Genomic DNA, 18,732 nt, shown 5'->3' on the forward strand with positions numbered 1-18,732 from the left:
AGACCTATCTTAAAAGCGATTATTCTCTTAAACAATCTACCATTCGTGGTGCGGCGGCTTTTCAGGGGCAGGAACTCACCCTTATGGATACCGAAACGTTCGATATGATTGCCAGTAAACTGATGTTTAAGAAAAAAACAGAAAATGTGATAGATAGCCTGAGTGTTGAGATGACTCTCTTTAGAGATGAAATTGATTTATATCCTTTCCTTATTGTCATGGACGATTATAAAGCCGTTATTTCCGGACGTCATAATATGGATAATCGCTTTAATTATCACATATCGGTAACAGATACGCCATTACCCGTTAGATTGGGACTCAATGTAAGCGGCACAATGGATGAATTGAAATATAATCTTGTTCCTTGTCAATACAAACATCTTTACGATCCAAAAAAACAAGGCGCACTAGAGGAGCAAACCTTACGCTTGAAAAAGCTGATTTCGGAATCACTTAAGGAGAATGTTAAGGCGGTTAAAATAGAGTTATAAGTTATTTGACTTGTTTATGACACCAGATCAACTCAATAAAGATAAAAAAACACTCACTCTCCCCCTCTTCGAAGAAATTAAAAAAAAGGGAACTTTGGCTGCTATTGGATTTATTAATTTAGAGGGATCGCTTCATACCTGCAGAACGAACCAGACTCTAAAATCAATAAACCACCTCCGAAATGGAGGTGGTTAAATTATACTTATAAGATATTCTATATCTGCCTTTTTATACGAAAGCAACAGAAGTCTATAACGGTGTTCCTGACATCAAAGTTTTAAAGCCGACATTTTTTCAAAAACCCACTCCTGGTTGGATATTGTGAGTCTCCGAAAGCTAATTAAGCATTATAGTAGGTAATTTGATATTAACAGGTCTGTATATTAGCAAATAGTTTTTGTTACATTACAAATCAAAATTACCAGCAGCTTCAGGCTGATAAACTATTTCATCAATTTTTAATTGTGTTAAACCAGCTGGTACAACCCACTCTATCACATCTCCAACTTTATACCCAATCAATGCAGTAGCTATTGGTGAAAATATTGATATTCTATGGTCTTTTAGATTTGCTTCGTCGGGATAAACTATCCGGAATTGAACATGTTTGTTACTATTTAAAAAACTTAATTTAACAACAGAATTCATCGTAACAAGATTAGATGGAACAGCTTGAGGTTCTACAATTTTAGCTGAATTGAGTTCTGTAAGCAATTCTTTAGCTTCAAAATCACTAATCGTTTTATTTCGTTTTGCATCACTGATACACTTTTTAATCCGAGTGTAATCAAGTCGACTTATAATAAGATTTCCCATCATTATATTTTATAATTACTTTATCAATAAAACCTAACATTTCATATTTACACTTTAATCAAGATTTAAGAATATCACAAATCGCATAAATAACCTCACACTCTTCTTACTTAGAGCCAAACCTAATTTATGAAAAGTAAGAAACTAACAAAGTAATATATCAGCAAGTGATTAATATCATAGAAAAATTCTAAGTAGGGTCATAAAAAACTCACTAACCAATCACCACCTAATTATGATAGAGTATCTAGAGGGAGGTTATTTATACGAAAGTGTTAAATCGAATTATTAAAGCTGTGTTTGTAATTACGTTAAGAGAAAAAGTATATTTAGATCACGAAGATCTGTTAAGACTTCAGAATTTTCAAATATTTCAAGCGACAAAAAAAAGAGCTATGTACAAAGAAATAATATGTAGATGCAATTTCTCTATTTCAAGAATATTCAGGCTATAAGTCACTTAACAATTCTTTTAACTTTTCGTCTAAAGCAAAACCTCTTATATCATTACCTGTAGCTACAATAATTCCTTCTTTAGAAATTAAAAAACTGGCTGGTATACCTTGAACAGAATATTGTTGAGCAGCCAAACTCTCAAAACCTTTGAAGTCTACAACATTAACCCAGGGCACATCCTCTTGCTCTAAAGCCTTTAACCATTGTTTTTTACTATCATCGAAAGAGAGCGCATAAATTTCAAATCCTTTTTTATGGTATAAACCATAAGCTTTCTTCAAGTGAGGGAACTCACCACGACAAGGACCACACCAAGACGCCCACATTTCGAAGAGTGTATACTTGTTCTCAGAAACAATATCCGATAATTTCACTTCCTTGTCATCAATTCCCATTGCAAAAACGTCTTTGAAGGTTTTACCTGGTGCTACAGATTTACGCTTCTCTTCAGCTTTTATTTCATTAAGATAAGTTTGTCTCAATCGATTTAAAAATTCATTGTTGCCAAGCTCCTTCTCATATTCCCCCAGCAATTCAAGACTTTTATTGATATCGTACTTCTTCCAATCATAATGCGTTGATAAAACAAAGAGTTTAGCTATTGCAGGATAATCTCCATCCAATACTTTATTCTGAAAATTCATAATCAATTTGAAATAAACAGATTGCTTATCATTTACTTTTTTTCTAGCATTATCTACGGCTACCTCATCCATCATATCAAGCCCCGTAAACTCCTTCATTACTGCTTCTTTATAACCTTTTCGATAAGCCATAAAGTTTTCGTCTGAATTATACCCATAAACCAAAGTATTAATCTTACCTCCTTTAGCATACTTTACATAGTCGTTAACAATGACTTGATATGAATCATTTTCGAGTATCAAATCAAAACTTGTATGACCAATCTTAATTTTAGCCATGGTAGGTTGATCTACCTGACCTTTAAATTCATATTTACCATCAACGATTTCAGCCACCTGAAGCGTATCAAATGTTGAACTAAAAAGGAAAGCCTTACCTTCAAAGTCCTTTTCATTAACTGTACCATTTATGACATATTCTTCTGGTGCAAAAGTGCATGCAAGCATAAAACACAACACAAAACCTAATACTACATTAATCTTTCTCATCTTAAACTTCTTATTTACAATTCATTTACATATACTATATTTAGCATACTTGTATGCATATATCACTATAAGTATACCGCACGTATTTTTAAGAGGAGGAAGTTTAAAAACTTCCTCCTTTTGAATTAGTTTGAATAACCTGGGTTTTGGATCAAAGCATTATTTCCTGCAAATGCCGCTCTGGGTATTGGCATTGTTAGCTGATCAATCGAAACAATGGACGATTTGATCAACGAAATGTTAATATCACCTAGCATATGATATCGAATTAAGTCGAACCAGGGCTGTCCAAATTCGCCAAATAGTTCTAAATTTTTCTCTATACGAATATCTTCGAGAAGAGCCTCCTTAGTGATTGGAGATTTAGCAGGCATATTTGCTCTTGTTCTGATTTCATTGAGCATATCTAAAGCTTCAGTATCAACCGTCGTACCCGCAGCTAATCGCGCTTTTGCTTCGGCAAAAATCAGATAAACTTCAGCTGTTCTCATAATAAAGTGAGTATTAGACTGCTGTCCTTCAGTTGAAGAGTTATAAGGGTATTTAGCATTTCTCAATCCCTGAGGCACACCATCAACATGGGCAAAAGTATATCGTTTATCATATACGGTTCCAGATATATCATCTTCGGCTTCTTGATCTGCCATTTGCTCAATTGCTAAAGGTGTGAAGTAATTACTAATGTTTACAGGTACACTTTCGGTATAAGCTATTGAAAGTGGAGCAAATAATACTTCTTGTGAATTATATCCATTCGTGAAAACATCACTATAATGTGCCTCAAGAGGGTAATAAAAACTATTAATAACTGCCAAAGCATTATCAGAAGCCTGATCGTATAAACCCATATACAATAGCGTTTTGGCTTTAAAAGCCTGGGCTACTGATTTAGACATTTTGTAATGAGGTGCAAAATCAGGCGCGTTTACAATTGCAAAATCCAGATCTTCAATAATAGCATCATAAACCTCCTGTACGGTATTCCTTTCAGGATTCTCAAGTTCACGAGAAGCAGTCATCTTTAAAACAACGCCATAAGTAGAATTAACATCGTAAAATTGCCCAAAAATCTCTAATAAAAACAAGTGACTCATCGCTCTCGTAATTCTGGCTTCTGCTTCTACTTCAGCTCTTCGAAGATCAGTCATTCCTGTTACAGGTTGATCACTCGTCATTGCATCAATAAGAAAATTAGCTCGCTGAATCAACTCATAATACCCAATGTATGCATCACCTATATCAGAATTACTATAATCGATATTATTTTCATTAAACGCTGTATTATAATTACGGCTATAATTGCCTGATAAAGCCATAATATTGCCTGGTAAGTATCTCCCAGAAGCTTTTCTCCATGTGGCATAAACACCATTTAATGCTGCTTCAACTTTTATGTTATCTGTAAAAGCTTGTTCTTCCTCAAGTTTATTAAGAGGTTTGATATCATCCAATGAGCCCATGATATCACAAGACAGGATGGACAGCACGAAACCCAATAGAAAAATGAAATTATATTTTTTCATATCATTTAATTTAATTGTCATTTAAAATCCGATAGTTACTCCAAGTGAAAATGTTTTAGCAAATGGATAATCATCACCACCTGATACACCACTGCTTATAAATGAACTACCGATAGCTTCAGGATCCAAGCCCTTATAATTTGTAATTGTAAATAGATTTGATGCTGAGGCAAATACATTCACGCTGTGCAACGGTGAATTCTTTAAAAGATTCTCTGGAACTTGATAACCTAATCTTAAAATCTTAAACCTTAAATAAGATGCATCCTGAATATTACGGTCATTGACACTTGCATTGTCGAAATTTCCATAAATTAAACGAGTGTATTTAGCATCCGTATTCTCAGGTGTCCAAGTATCAGTCAAGGCCTCCTTTGCCATGTTTGCAAATACTCTTGGACTCCCAATTAAAGAACGGTAATTCCCCCACTCTCTTTCATTTCCTACAGAGTACTGGAAACCTGCAAATAAATACAAGCCCTTATAGTTTAAAGTTGTTGAAAATCCACCAAAGAAATCTGGCTGCATATTTCCAATAATATCTCTGTCATCAGATGTAATTCGTCCATCACCATTGATGTCTTTATACAAATAATCACCAGCTCCCGTAGTTTGTTTATAATAAACTCCTGTTGGAGATTTTGAATTTAATTCAGCTATTTCAGCTTGATCCTGTATAATCTTTTCTACACGATATCCTTTTATGGTACCAACAGGCTCTCCTTCAATAAAGTTATCTATCTGAAACTGAGAAAGAGATGCGCCATTAATATCCTCTACTTTATTTCTATTTAAAGCAATATTAAAATCGGCACTCCATGAGAATTGACCATTTTTAATAAAATACCCGCCAAAATCAAGCTCAATTCCTTTATTACTTATTTCTGCAAGATTACTTATGAAATTAGGAGATCCAGCTTCAAGAAAGATTGGAGTTGGAGCCAATACATCTTTCGTGTACTTGTTATAAAAATCAACACTACCATACAAACGATCATTAAGAAGCGAGAAATCGAGTCCAAGGTTGTATTCCGTTGTTGTTTCCCACTTAATATCTTTATTTGGAAAGCTTTTAGAGTTTACAATTGTCGATTGACCATTGTATTTTCCCGTCTCAATTTGTCCAACTTCAAAAAATTGTAAATAACTAAAATCATTTACATTTGACGATCCCGTTTGTCCAATACTACCGCGCAATTTTAATTGTTTCACAAAGCTTTGATCTTTCATAAATGCCTCATTGGCAACATTCCAATTCAAAGCAAAAGAAGGAAAATAGGCGCGTTTATTTCCTGGCGCAAACTTTGAAGATTCGTCCGTTCTAAAATTAACCGTTGCAGTGTACCTTGCTAAATAAGAATATTGTAATCTACTGTAAATAGAATTCGTTCCACTTTCAGCTTTTCCTCCTCGAGAATAGAAATGAGTAGACGCTGAAGATGTATTTGTAAGCACATTATCATCTGCAGTACCAAGGTAGGTTTGAGATTCGCTATGATAGAAATTTCGATCAAAGGAAATACCTCCCATTAATGTAAAGAAATGATTGTTAATATTTTTCACATAATTAGCCTGAAAAACAGTGGAAACATTAGTGATATCAGAAAGACTATTTGACAACATGCTTTTTCTATCTGTATTAAATACATCATAAGCTTGAGCCCTTGTTGGAGCAAAATCAGAACCTATCGTATTAAAAGAACGAACATTTACCTGTGCTTTTATAGATAAATCTTTGATAGGCTCAACAGCTAAGTAGGCATTCCCAATAAAAGAGTTGGTCTTCGACTCAATCTTATTTTCCATACCGGCAATTGGGTTTTGGTTCTCAAAAATATATCCCCCCATGCCGTATCCATATCCTTGCCAGAAATCTGGAATTCGTTTAAAACTACCATCCTCCTGATACACCTCAAAATCTGGTCTTGAGATCATAGCATCTGTTGGTGATCCATAACCAACTAAGGTCTGACGACCGGATATATTTTTTATTCCACTATAATTTATAGATGTTCCAATTTTCAACCAATCATTAACATCTGAGTCTATAGCTAATCGAGCACCATATCTTTTAAAGTCTTCATTAATCATTAAAGCTTCTTGATTCGTGTGAGATAATGCAAAGGCATAATTTGTTTTGTCATTTCCCCCGCTAAAACTCAAATTCCACTGATGTGTTGCTGCATTTTCACGGTAAATCTTATCCTGCCAATCCGTATTCGCATTACCGTATACAGGAATGGTCTCACCTGAAAAAAGGTTATAAATACTTTCTCTGCTTTCGCCCGTATCAGCATCAACAATTAAATCGGCATCACTAAAACCAATGTACGATGCTGTTCCTTCGTAAAATGCATTGATTGTATTTTTAGCAATCATATTATGCAAAGACTTAAAACCATCAGTATCCAGAACATCTTGTGTGTTCAAAGGGTTTGAGATACTGTATACATAGTTCAGTTTAATATCAGTACGACTTGATTTTTTCCCACGCTTTGTGGTTACGATAATGACACCATTAGCACCTCTGGAACCATATATTGCAGTTGCACTAGCATCTTTTAGTACAGAAACATTTTCAATATCAGAAGGGGAAATACTTAACAAGGGATTTTCACCCCCACTAAAGCTTCCATTTCCTGTCGCAACATCGCCATTGAATGGAACGCCATCAATCACATACAGAGGCTGATTGTTTCCACTTGCAAAAGGTGAAGTAATTCCTCGTACCCGAATTGTTGAACCCGAACCTGGTGCTCCGGAAGATTGATTAATTTGAACACCTTTAATCTGCCCGCCAATTATTTGATCAATACTGACAGCACCCGCTGATCGTTCTTCAATAGCATCAGCATCTACTTGAGATATTGCACTTCCAATTCGCTCTTTCTTGGTGGTTCCATAGCCAATGACTACAATTTCGTCTAATCCTTCGAAGTCGGCTTTCAAGATAATATTTAATGATTCTTGCCCACTGTATGCAACCTCTTGAGAAACCATCCCTACAAAGGTAAATACTAATACTTCAGCATCATTAGGTATCATCAATAGGAACTCACCGTTAATATCAGTAGCAGTACCTATCGTACTCCCTTTCACAACCACAGATACACCCGGTAAGGTTTCGCCCTTATCATCGGTAACAGTTCCTTTGAGCTCTTTTTTTTCTTGTTTCTTGACTATTTCTTTTGGATAACTGATTTTATCAGATTTGAAAATCACAATCACCTCATTCTTAATTCTGTAACCCAGATTCGTTCCTTCCAGCACATTGCCCAGAATTTCCTGTACACTTGTGTTTTCCACAATCATATTCACCCTGATATCAGAATCAACGTCTTGTATTTTGTAGAGAATACCATAACCCGTTTGTACTTTAATATCTTCAAACACCTCAATTAGCGTGGCATTCTCGTATCGGGCTAAAGAAACCTCCTGTGAAAGTCCATTAGCAAAAGCACTTAGGTTGAGTGCAAAAAACAGAATAATAAAATTCCTCATAAGCCAGTAGCTTTTCAGCCATTTTCCTCTTGTCGGAAGAAAATGACAATTCCAGTTTTTTTTCATAAATTTGTGATGATTAAGGTTAAATTAAGAATACCGCATGTATTCTTTTAACTGCCCGAAAAATGTTGTCGCATTTTTCGGGTTTTCTTTTTGGGTTCTATTATATTTTTTGATTAACAGTTAATACATCTCCTTTAACTTCAAACTCAACATCTGATCCCAATTCTAATAAATCCAGAATGGTTGAGAAATCCTCGAAACGTTTCATTTCACCTGTAAAACGGATATTTTGAATTGTTGGATTCTGAAAAAACACCTTTACATTGTACCAACGTGAAAGTTTTCGGAGTATACTTCCGAGATCTTCGTCATTAAACTGGAACAAACCTTCTTTCCATCCAGTATATAAACTGGGTTCAACTGTTCTAAGCTCTCCTTTCGGGTCTCCCTTATTATAAGCGACCTGCATACCAGGTTTTAACATCATTTTCTCAACAATTCCAGTCTCATTCTTCAGGTTAACACCAACGCTTCCTTCAACCAAAGTAGTATGCACTGCTTCCTCATCCTCGTAGGCCATCACATTAAACTCAGTACCAAAAACCTTCACATCCATAGTGTTGGTTTTTACAATAAAGGCATGCTCTTTATCCTTAGCCACATCGAAATACGCCTCGCCCTTCAGATGTACAATCCTGTCTTGCCCATCGAACCTATCGGTATATTTTAATTCAGAATCAGAGTTAAGCCAAACCTGTGTTCCATCTGACAGTTGTAACTGATACTCCCCTCCTTTGGGTACGACCAGTCGATGCCAGTTTGTTTTCATTTCGGCCAGATGTTCGCCCTTATAGGAAAGTTTATGATCTCTATTGTCTAATTGATCTCCCTCGATGGTTTTTATCAAACGGTTCTGCTGATCTTCAAGATCGATCATCTCACCATTGGCCAAAACCAAAGTTGCTTTCTGAGTTCCCGGAGTAATATTGTCCACCAAGATTTCATCGTAAGTTTCAACCGAATCGATGGCATTGTACACCAAATAGCCACCTAACGCCAATGGTAGAATTAAAACTGCAGCGTAACGCATAAATTCCACAAAGAGCTTGCGAGTTTTCTTTTCCGATTTAATTTGAGGTTGAATTCTCTCCCAAGCTTGATGAATATCAATCTTATCGTACTCTTTCTGCTTGGTTTCAAGATTTAAATCCTGAAGCAAACTATTATATAGTGTTTGATTTTCTTCTGACTCATTTTTCCATTCGTAGAGGGATACTCTTTCAATATCACTCAACAAATTAGATTTCTCTTTATAAATGAGTTTTGAAATCCTGATGTATTCTTTGGTGGTATTCATCATTTTAATTGGCTTTTGTACTAATAATACACTTGAGCCAAACAAAAGGACAGTTAGAAATTGATTTTTTCTTGAAAAAATCTAAAATTTAACCGTCAACATTCAGCTATTATCTGAAAAGTTATACCTTTTAGAACGATAAAACAAAGGAAGAATGGAAGGCAAATTACCTCGAAATAGAAGCTTGCCAACTAGAGTCTTATAAACCTAGAAGCATTCTCACTTTAGAGCCTGTTAATCGAGAAGATAAGCCAAAAGAGGCAAAAGGAAAAGCTGATCTTTGAGGCGTTCTCTTAGAATTGTAATCGCCTGTTTTTTATGGTATTTCACTGTACTGGTTGACAAATCAAGCTCTTCAGAAATTTGTGCATTCTTAGCGCCATTCATACTCAAAGTACACACCTTTCGGGTTTGATCAGGCAAACCCTCAATAGCCTGTATCAGCAAACGGTAGGTTTCTTCCTCAATCAAATGGTTCTTGAAAAATAGTTCATTCGATTTATCCTGGAGCATTTCTTTCTGATGGCTGTCAATAACTTTCTGGTGTCGAAAATGATTCAGTGCTTTATTTTTCACACTCATGTATAGGAAAGCCTTTATGGTTGAAGCATCCTCTATCGTACGTCTCGTTTCCCAAAGTTTCACTAAAACCTCTTGTACCAGATCTTCGGCCAAATCATTGTCCTGCACATATTTTTTTGCAAAAGTCAACAAGGCCTTATAAAAGGTGTCAAAAATACTTTTGAAAGCTTGTCTGTCGCCTTTGCGAAATAAATCAAAGTCCTGTGGGGTAAACATATTAGGGATTAAGAGTCGTTTAGAATGGCTTAAAGTTATTTTTTTCAGTCGATAATACAAAAGATTGATGAATTCAAAAAAATGCCCACTCAGTTTGGATGGTCTGAATGGGGTCTAAAATTGAAACCCTGAAAGGTTTATAAGTTGAAATAAGAAGAAAAAAAAGGATACTCCCTTACTCCCTCTCTTTGAGGGATTTTAAATAAAAAGGAAGTCTTGGCTGGCTATCGGCTTTATTAATTTAAAGGTATCGTAAATTTAAAATCACTTCCTTTTCCCAATTCACTTTCAACCCAAATTTCACCACTGTGTTTTTCAACAAACTCTTTGCATAGTAGTAAGCCTAAACCCGTTCCTTTTTCACCTGAGGTACCATAAGTTGTTAAGAAATCGTTTGGTTTAAATAATTTTTCCAAGTTTTCAGGTTTAATTCCAACACCCTCATCTTTAACACTAAATGAGACTTCTATTCCATTATCGATGACCGACAAATAGATGTTTTTATTTGGATGAGTAAACTTAATGGCATTGGTCAATAAATTCCGAAGAATGGTCATGAGCATATTTTCATCAGCATAAACCCATTGCTGGGGGGAAGCTTCATTACGAATGGTAATATTTTTATTTCTTGCAGCCTCTGCCATTAATAAGATACATGCATCAATTATTTCATGCAAATTCACTTGAGTTGGCTTAAACACAACTTTATTACGCTGATTTTTTGCCCAGGCTAAAAGGTTTTCCAATAAATCGTAAGTCGTACTAGCTGATTTTCGAATATCTTCTAATATTTCGCTTATACTTTGGGTATCGCTTAAATCGGAAGTGGAGAGAGTCAGCTCTATAAGCTGCTTTAAACCACCAATGGGGGAGCGCAAATCGTGCCCAATGATTGAAAAAAGTTTATCTTTGGTTGCATTTAGCTCTTCTAATTGGTCTTTGCTTTCTTTTAGTGCTTCTTCAGCTTTTTTACGTTTAGTAACGTCGCGAAAGCTCCATACTCGTCCAATATTTCTCCCATCTAATTCCTGTGGTCGTGAATAAAACTCGAATGTTCGACCATCTTTAAATCCCACAACATCAAAAGACTCATCATCGGTCAAATACAAGTCTTCTACTTTTCTTATGAAACTTTCAGGCTCAGATAATTGATCGAGCACCGATGCTAATAGTTTTTCATCATTGCGGGTTGACATCATTGCATCTGAGATTCGCCACAGTTCTACAAATTTTTTATTAAATCTTTTAACTTTCCTTTTTCTATCAACCACAAGAATACCATCAACAGTTGATTCTAGTGTAGCAGTCATTAATGATAAGGATCTTTTCAGTTTCCTTTCCACTTTTTTGCGCTCTGTGATGTCACGCGTTATGCCGAGCACCCCTGTGATCTCTTCATTTTGGAGACGGAGAGGAACACTATGCGTTTCCAACCATTTCTTTCTACCTTTTAATCCGATGACTTCAAACTCCAGCTTGCCACATCCACCATTTAAAGTTTTATAAAAAAGTTCAGTAAAAGGCTTCTGATATTCTTCACCTATCAATGGTAGCAAAGGCAGACCTATAATCTGGTCCAGGCTATCAGCTTCAATCATATTAAGACCTGCCGGATTCATGTAGACTAATTTCCCTTTAAGGTCGAGGATTTTTACGCATTCAGGTTCCGTTTCGAGGATGGTACTCATCCGTTTTTCACTTTCTTTTAGTGCTTCTTCGTTTTTTTTGCGATCTGTGATATCATCAATAGCGACTATCACATGGAGATTTCCATCAATATCAATTGGCTCAGCACTTATGCTAAGACAGCGTTCCTCAGACTTGCCATTGATCATTAAGCTTAAATTCAGTTCTTCTCCGTGTATAGAGGGGTTCCCTAAAATGATTTGTTCTATTCCATGGCGTAAAGGACAAGCTGGGCACGAATCAGAAAATCCGCATCCTTTATGTGTTTCAAAACTATATATACAGCCAAGCGCATCCCCTGACCTGCGACCTATAACCTCATTGGGCTCACGGAGAACCATAGAATAAACCGCCTGATTTGCATTTACGATAGCCTTTTCACTATCAAGAAGCAGCAATCCCATTGGCACTGCTGAAAATATTTTCAAAAAATTATCATGCTTCTTCAAAAGTTTTTCTTCTGCCTTTTTTCTAATCTCTATTTCATGAGATAGTTTTTTATTAGCAGCTTCTAATTCTAATGTTCTCTGAATTACCAGTTGTTCAAGCTCTTCATTCCTCATATTAACTTCTCTTATCAAATATTTATCTGAATATCAGCTTATGGCTTAAATTCCATCATATGATTTTCAAATTCCTCGAACCTTTGTTTATTAATCGACCTGCCTTGTATTCTTCAGGCCCTAACTTATCTATCGTGTTGATATTAGTTCTTTAAGATAAAGAAAAAATATGACCATACACAACTAATATAAAATGTATACTTACACAATTGTCGTTCTCGAAAAAACGTGATTTGAAAGAAAAGTAAAAACTGCCTTAATTTAGAGTACAATCTTTTTGCTAGTAAAGTGTTCATAACGATATTTGCATAGACTTTCACACATAATATGAAGTCGTATACAAACACATTAAATAATCACAATGAATATAAAAGGAATCGTATTCGATTTAGACGGTACACTAGCCGATTCGATTGAGGATATTGCGGAATCAATGAATCAGGTTTTAGAAGAACAAAACATAGCTACTCACAGTATAGATACTTATAAAACTTTTGTAGGAAATGGTATTCGTAAATTGGTTGAACGATCTTTGCCTGAAGAACTAAGAACAGATGAATTTTTCGCAAAGAATCTGAATCGAATGCTTGAGGTTTACGGTGCTAATTGCATCAACAAAACCAAACTTTACCCAGATGTTGCCAATCTAATGGATCAGCTTCAGGAAAAAGGAATTAAGATTGCCGTATTCTCAAACAAAGCTAACGATCTAACTCAAAAAGTGGTCAAAGTTCTTTTGGCGAAATGGGATGTTGAATTTGCAATTGGAGCAGGTGGTGATGTCGCTAGAAAACCAAATCCTCAAGGAGCTTTAATGGCTGCTGAAAAAATGGGAATCCCAGCAAGTGAACTCATGTTCGTTGGAGATTCTGGAGTTGATATGGAAACAGCCAAAAATGCAGGCATGTTTGGTGTTGGCGTTTTATGGGGATTCCGTGGTGCAGACGAATTGAAAGCGAATGGTGCCAAAGCCATTATCAGTAAAGCTTCTGAACTCTTAAATCATCTTTAAAATACAGAAAGGCTAATGACTCATAGAATGAGTCATCAGCCTTCTGTTAATTCCTTATAAAAGCTTACAAAACGACAACTTTCCTATTCACGATGGAACCATCGACATCCATTTTCAGGATATAAAGTCCTGCTGGGAATGGTCTTAAATCCAAATCGATAAATGAGTTATATTGCGAAACAAAACCACTTAAACGCTCTGCCCCACGCGTATCATAAAGCCACCAATCAATACGATTAAATAGTACGGCATTTAAATCAACTCGGGTTTTCACATTCTTACTCGGATTGGGATAAATCACAAGTTCAGAGTCATAACTCGTATTGATATTCTTTGTGACGCTATTTTCTCCACAAACATTACCTACAGTTAAATTCACAGGATACTGACCCGAATTCTGATACTCATGATTAGGATTCATTAACTCTGATGTTTGGCCATCACCAAATTCCCACAAATAAGTCACAGCATTCTTTGATGCATCACTAAAATCAAAACTTTTCTGCTTAAACAAATATGTGAAATCAGGCTCTGTTTCATCAACAACAACTAAACTAGAGAATTCATTCGTACTCACTTCTCCAAGGCTATAAACCAAACTGACTTGTTTTACTCCTGATGTTGAATACCGAACCTTGTGCGGACCTTCCGTAGAGGCTGTTGATGGACTAGCATCGGCTCCGAAATCCCAAAAATAAGTATCGTAATCCATCCCAAAATTAAAGGACACTTCAACATCTGACTCTACGCAGGCAATGTCCTTATCTAACTGAATAGATCGACTATACCCATCCAAAACCATCACTCCTGTATTTTCAGGGTCTAACCAATACTTAAGTTGATTCTCTTTAGCAGGATAGTTGTCCCAACTGGCAGAAAACTTAGCAAAATAATCATTTACTGAATTGGAACAGTTGGCATCTCCCCCCGTAAGATCACCAATCAGTCTATGCTGAGTATCGAATAAGGGAGAACCTGATGAGCCACCCTCAGTTGTCCCCAGATCCCAATTCGATATAAGCCAGTGTGTATTCGTATCAAAGGTATAATCGAAGTCAGTATAAGTATCCGTTTTAGGAGGATCCTGGTCTATGGATATTTTTTTCACATCGCCACTGGGATGGTGAATACAAACTGTTTGGCTGGGTATTGATCCTGACCGATCCCAACCCGCATAGTAAGGCTGATAAATGGAAGGTGGAATCGAACTCATCTCCAAAAGAGTGAAATCCAAATGATTCGTTGTAGCTCTTAAATTCGATCCGGAAATGGATTGGCTCTTTGAACCAGTCGTTCCTTCGCAAGTTTCAGCTTCGTAATTAAAATAAAAGATGGCTTGCTGAGCAAGGTTTTCTTCACTAATAACATGGTGAGCCGTCAAAATATAAGGACGCCCATCTTTACTGGAATTGTTAATCAAGGTACCGGTAGCAATCCAACCTCCATAGGTCATATGGCAAACAGACCGCTTCTCAACTTGCCAATTTAAGCCTTCAGAACAGTTAATATCCACATTACAAGTCCCTGATGCACTCTTCACTTGAGTACTCTTGGAATCCAGAATTCTAAAAACATTCTTAAAATCGTGGTAAACCTTTCCTAGTTTGAGATCAGCTTTAAACTCCGAATTAATGGGCTCAATATATTCAATAATTAGATCGTCACCTGCTAAAGGCTCAATTGCAAATCGTCCCGAGTTCTTATTATTTTTTTCGGTATACGCTCCCAACACCCTCGCATTAGTGTAATTATAAACAAACAACTTTCCACCCTTAGGCAAACGGAACTTCTCAAACACGATGCTAAGAGAATAAGCTCCTGGTGAAGTAATCGCCAGATTCCACACCCGTTGTCCATTTGATAAAATGGTCCAAGTTCCTGAATTCTCAGTTGTTTTATCCACTATAAATTCATGAGCATACTTAGCATGCTTCAATCTTGATCGAGTCTCAACAGCTCTTTCTGATTTAAGATTAAGCATCTTTTCAACTGGCATCAAAACCGTTTCAAACTTCATTTGACTTGCTGTCTCCTTAAAAAAAGGATAGCCGCCATGTGAAATTTGGGCTATTGACGATAGACCAGAAAGAAGAAAGAACACCAAAATAGAAAAGCTGATAAGCGTATAGCGCATAAATATGGATGTTTGTTGATAGGAGGCTAAAAATAATAATTTTATGGTGATAGTAGATATCATAAACAAAAAAAGCCTCACATAAAGTGGGGCTTTTATATCTGGTAAGGCATCTTAGTCTTCTTCAAATTGCTCTTCACTATCTCTATCGAATTGAATTTCCAACTTAACTTTTTGCTTCGCTTCGTGTAAGGCAAGCATATAGAAAAGATCCTGGAGATCAGTGGCAGAAACCCGTTCGGCCAAATCCCAATAAAACATGAAAGTGGCTTTTTCTTTCTCCATAGCCATTATTAAAGCCTCAAGATAGTCGGGGTCTTCATTGGAGTAATCCACATCAGCAATATAATGTTCTGTCTTTAATTCTTTTATTTGATCATAGGAATTGTGATTAAATTTTCCACTTATTCGTATGGCTTCCAATTTTAGTATATGATTTTGCTTTTCGAGGGCAATATCTCTAAATAACTGCTCAACCTTGGGTTTGCTCATTTTATCAGCCAAATCGTTATAAAAATCCACCTCACTTTGCTCTTGCTCTATAGCAAAATTCAAAACCTCGTCTATACTGTTATATTTTTCCATAATACGGGTTATAAATGATAACGATTCAAATTTCAATCACAACAGGATATCCTAATTATCAGACAGAATAAACTCATCATATTCAATTTCCAGCTTTAATTTCTGACGTGCTTCCTGATTAGCTAAACTCATAAAGGTCTGTTTACATGTCCTATCAGATGTACAATCGGCCAATCCCTGATAAAGAATAAACTTCTCCTTTTCTTTATTCATCGCCATTATAAGGGCTTCCTGATAAGATAAATTTTTTTTCGTATAATCAATATCGGAAAAAGAACCTGCAATTTTCAAATCTTGCACGCTCTCAATATCAAGTAAAACTCCAACCTCTTTCATACTTTCCAACTGAATCATTCGAGCTGTTTTTTCAAGAGCAATACTCTGAAACAATTGTTGCACATTTTTTCGTTCCATTGTTTCAGCTAGTTCTGAATAAAATTGAATTTCATCCATCTCACTTTCAATAGCAAAATCAATGATCTCTTCAAAATTTCTAAAAATCTTCATTACAAATTATATTTTATGTCATGTATTTGACTCAAAATAGAAATAGAACAATGTATCAAGATGACTTGCTTGAGTAAAAGTTACGAATAAAAAAATAGTTGAACAAGAGCTTTTACATGAGACAATTATGAGCTAAGGTTAAAATTTGATACAAATAAACTTAAGGCGTTATTTTAAATTGGTTAAATTTGTGTTTCAAAAAATAAACCTTGACTATGAGTAAAACAAAAGCATGGATACATGCCTTTAGATTAAGAACACTTCCCCTAGCCTTATCCAGTATTATACTTGGAAGTTTGCTTGCAGCATCGCATCATTCATTCAATACTCGCATTTTTATATTAGCCATTCTTACCACACTGTTTTTGCAGGTTCTTTCAAATTTGGCGAACGATTTAGGTGATTCCATTTCAGGTGCCGATAACGAAAATCGAGTGGGTCCGAAAAGAGCCGTTCAAAGTGGCATCATCAGTAAGTCCGAAATGAAGCGCATGCTCTATGTCTTTATTATTCTATCCTTAATCAGTGGTTCTCTATTAATTTATGATGCGGCACAACTAATCAGCTTACAAGAAGCGATCGTGATTTTTGCAATTGGTATTCTAGCCATTTTGGCCGCTATTAATTATACAGTGGGTAAAAATCCATACGGTTATATGGGCTTTGGTGATCTTTTTGTCTTCATCTTTTTTGGCTTAGTTGGAGTCATGGGGAGTTATTTCTTGCACACAGGTAGTTTGCATTGGGATCTACTTCTTCCAGCAAGTTCTGTTGGCCTTTTAAGTACAGGCGTTCTCAACCTTAATAATATGCGCGATATTGAAAACGACGCTAAAACAGGGAAGAGAACCTTAGTCGTTAAAATTGGTTCAAAAGCGGCTAAAAATTACCATCTTGTTGTTTTATCCTTAGCCATGCTTTTTGCAATTGCTTACAGTATTTTCAATTTTAGCACGGCTTTTCAATTTATATATCTATTGAGTTTTCCTCTGATTTTACGAAATATTTACATCGTAAATATCAATCAGAATCCACAAAATTTAGATTCCGAATTAAAGAAGTTGGCTCTGTCATGTTTCTTTTTTAGTCTTACCTTTGGACTAGGTGCTCTTTTATAAAACTTACATCTATTTAATTCATGTTAGTCGCAAATTTTTCTTATTCTCCTTTAGATTTCAAACGACCAAGTGGCACGTCACGTGGTATTCTTACAAAAAAAGAGGCTTGGTTTGTTCATATCTGGAACGATAAAAATCCAGAAGTGAAAGGTATCGGAGAATGTTCCATAATAAGAGGATTAAGCCCGGATGATAGAGATAATTACGAAGAAAAAATACAGGAGGTTTGCGATCACATCAACCAAATTGAAGACTATCTCGCCGATGAATTAATTGAATGGCCATCCATCTATTTTGGCTTCGAAATGGCTTTAAAAGATCTTGCAAATGGTGGGAAACGACTTCTATTCAATTCGGATTTCACAGAGAGTGAAGCGAAAATCCCAATCAATGGTTTGGTTTGGATGGGTGACAGAGCCTATATGCAAGAGCAGGTTCAAGAGAAAATTGACACAGGATATAATTGCATCAAGTTAAAAATTGGCGCCATCAATTTTCAGGAAGAATTGGAGATTTTAAAATCAATTCGAGAGAAATTTAATTCAGAGCAAATAGAGATTCGAGTTGATGCCAATGGTGCTTTTCATCCTGATGAGGCTATGGAAAAACTAAAAGCTTTAAGCAAATTTGATCTTCATTCAATAGAACAACCCATAAAAGCCGGCAATTGGGAAGCTATGGCTAATCTTTGCAAAGAGACACCTCTCCCCATCGCACTCGATGAAGAATTAATAGGCATCTATAAGCTTGAGGATAAAATCAAGTTGATTAAACAGATACAGCCTCAATACATTATTTTAAAGCCAAGCTTGCTTGGAGGTTTCAAGGGGAGCCAAGAATGGATCGATATCGCAAAAGCGGAATGTATTCTCTGGTGGATGACATCAGCATTGGAATCGAATATCGGATTGAATGCCATTGCGCAGTGGGCTTATACATTAAATAACCCAATGCCACAAGGTTTAGGTACAGGACAACTCTTCACCAACAATATCGAATCGCCTTTAGAAGTATCTAAGGGGTATTTAATCTACAATCAATC

At 35.9% G+C, this 18,732-nt stretch carries 14 protein-coding genes; 4 read left to right on the forward strand and 10 right to left on the reverse strand.

Features of this window, described 5'->3' with window-relative positions:
• Positions 1-494, forward strand: a 494-nt coding sequence (locus ABY905_RS05705) for a hypothetical protein (RefSeq protein WP_372641447.1), incomplete at its 5' end; no start/stop codon positions are given.
• Between the two features lie 406 nt (positions 495-900).
• On the opposite strand, the gene rnk is transcribed toward ABY905_RS05705, so the two are convergent.
• The 7 genes from rnk to ABY905_RS05740 form a co-directional block, all read right to left on the reverse strand.
• The gene (rnk, locus tag ABY905_RS05710) at positions 901-1,311 is read right to left on the reverse strand and encodes a nucleoside diphosphate kinase regulator (RefSeq protein ID WP_372641449.1); all 411 of its coding nucleotides are present in this window, start codon (positions 1,309-1,311) and stop codon (positions 901-903) included.
• Between the two features lie 449 nt (positions 1,312-1,760).
• A complete protein-coding gene (locus tag ABY905_RS05715) occupies positions 1,761-2,900 on the reverse strand; it encodes a redoxin domain-containing protein (RefSeq protein ID WP_372641451.1) in 1,140 nt (379 codons plus the stop codon).
• Between the two features lie 125 nt (positions 2,901-3,025).
• The gene (locus ABY905_RS05720; protein ID WP_372641452.1) at positions 3,026-4,423 is read right to left on the reverse strand and encodes a RagB/SusD family nutrient uptake outer membrane protein; all 1,398 of its coding nucleotides are present in this window, start codon (positions 4,421-4,423) and stop codon (positions 3,026-3,028) included.
• Positions 4,424-4,444: 21 nt separating this feature from the next.
• The gene (locus ABY905_RS05725; protein ID WP_372641454.1) at positions 4,445-7,924 is read right to left on the reverse strand and encodes a TonB-dependent receptor; all 3,480 of its coding nucleotides are present in this window, start codon (positions 7,922-7,924) and stop codon (positions 4,445-4,447) included.
• Between the two features lie 166 nt (positions 7,925-8,090).
• Complete coding sequence (locus tag ABY905_RS05730; RefSeq protein ID WP_372641456.1) at positions 8,091-9,290, reverse strand: FecR family protein; 1,200 nt, start codon at positions 9,288-9,290, stop codon at positions 8,091-8,093.
• Positions 9,291-9,521: 231 nt separating this feature from the next.
• Positions 9,522-10,085: an RNA polymerase sigma-70 factor gene (locus ABY905_RS05735; protein WP_372641458.1), complete on the reverse strand. Its 564-nt coding sequence runs from the start codon at positions 10,083-10,085 to the stop codon at positions 9,522-9,524.
• 236 nt (positions 10,086-10,321) lie between these two features.
• Positions 10,322-12,334, reverse strand: a complete 2,013-nt coding sequence (locus ABY905_RS05740) for a PAS domain S-box protein (protein ID WP_372641460.1) — start codon at positions 12,332-12,334, stop codon at positions 10,322-10,324.
• A 361-nt stretch (positions 12,335-12,695) separates the two neighbouring features.
• Here ABY905_RS05740 and ABY905_RS05745 point away from each other — a divergent pair, with 361 nt between their 5' ends.
• Positions 12,696-13,346, forward strand: coding sequence for an HAD family hydrolase (locus ABY905_RS05745; protein ID WP_372641462.1), 651 nt, complete (start codon positions 12,696-12,698; stop codon positions 13,344-13,346).
• 64 nt (positions 13,347-13,410) lie between these two features.
• Here ABY905_RS05745 and ABY905_RS05750 read toward each other — a convergent pair whose 3' ends face one another.
• The 3 genes from ABY905_RS05750 to ABY905_RS05760 form a co-directional block, all read right to left on the reverse strand.
• Positions 13,411-15,480, reverse strand: coding sequence for a PKD domain-containing protein (locus ABY905_RS05750; protein ID WP_372641464.1), 2,070 nt, complete (start codon positions 15,478-15,480; stop codon positions 13,411-13,413).
• A 114-nt stretch (positions 15,481-15,594) separates the two neighbouring features.
• Positions 15,595-16,065: a ferritin family protein gene (locus tag ABY905_RS05755; RefSeq protein WP_372641466.1), complete on the reverse strand. Its 471-nt coding sequence runs from the start codon at positions 16,063-16,065 to the stop codon at positions 15,595-15,597.
• Between the two features lie 51 nt (positions 16,066-16,116).
• Complete coding sequence (locus ABY905_RS05760; RefSeq protein WP_372641468.1) at positions 16,117-16,572, reverse strand: ferritin family protein; 456 nt, start codon at positions 16,570-16,572, stop codon at positions 16,117-16,119.
• A 215-nt stretch (positions 16,573-16,787) separates the two neighbouring features.
• On the opposite strand from ABY905_RS05760, the gene ABY905_RS05765 reads away from it, so the two are divergent.
• Positions 16,788-17,690, forward strand: a complete 903-nt coding sequence (locus ABY905_RS05765) for a 1,4-dihydroxy-2-naphthoate polyprenyltransferase (RefSeq protein WP_372641470.1) — start codon at positions 16,788-16,790, stop codon at positions 17,688-17,690.
• 20 nt (positions 17,691-17,710) lie between these two features.
• A partial coding sequence (menC, locus tag ABY905_RS05770) for an o-succinylbenzoate synthase (RefSeq protein WP_372641472.1) occupies positions 17,711-18,732 on the forward strand: 1,022 nt, incomplete at its 3' end.

It is taken from the genome of Ancylomarina sp. (assembly GCF_041555295.1).
GTDB lineage: Bacteria > Bacteroidota > Bacteroidia > Bacteroidales > Marinifilaceae > Ancylomarina.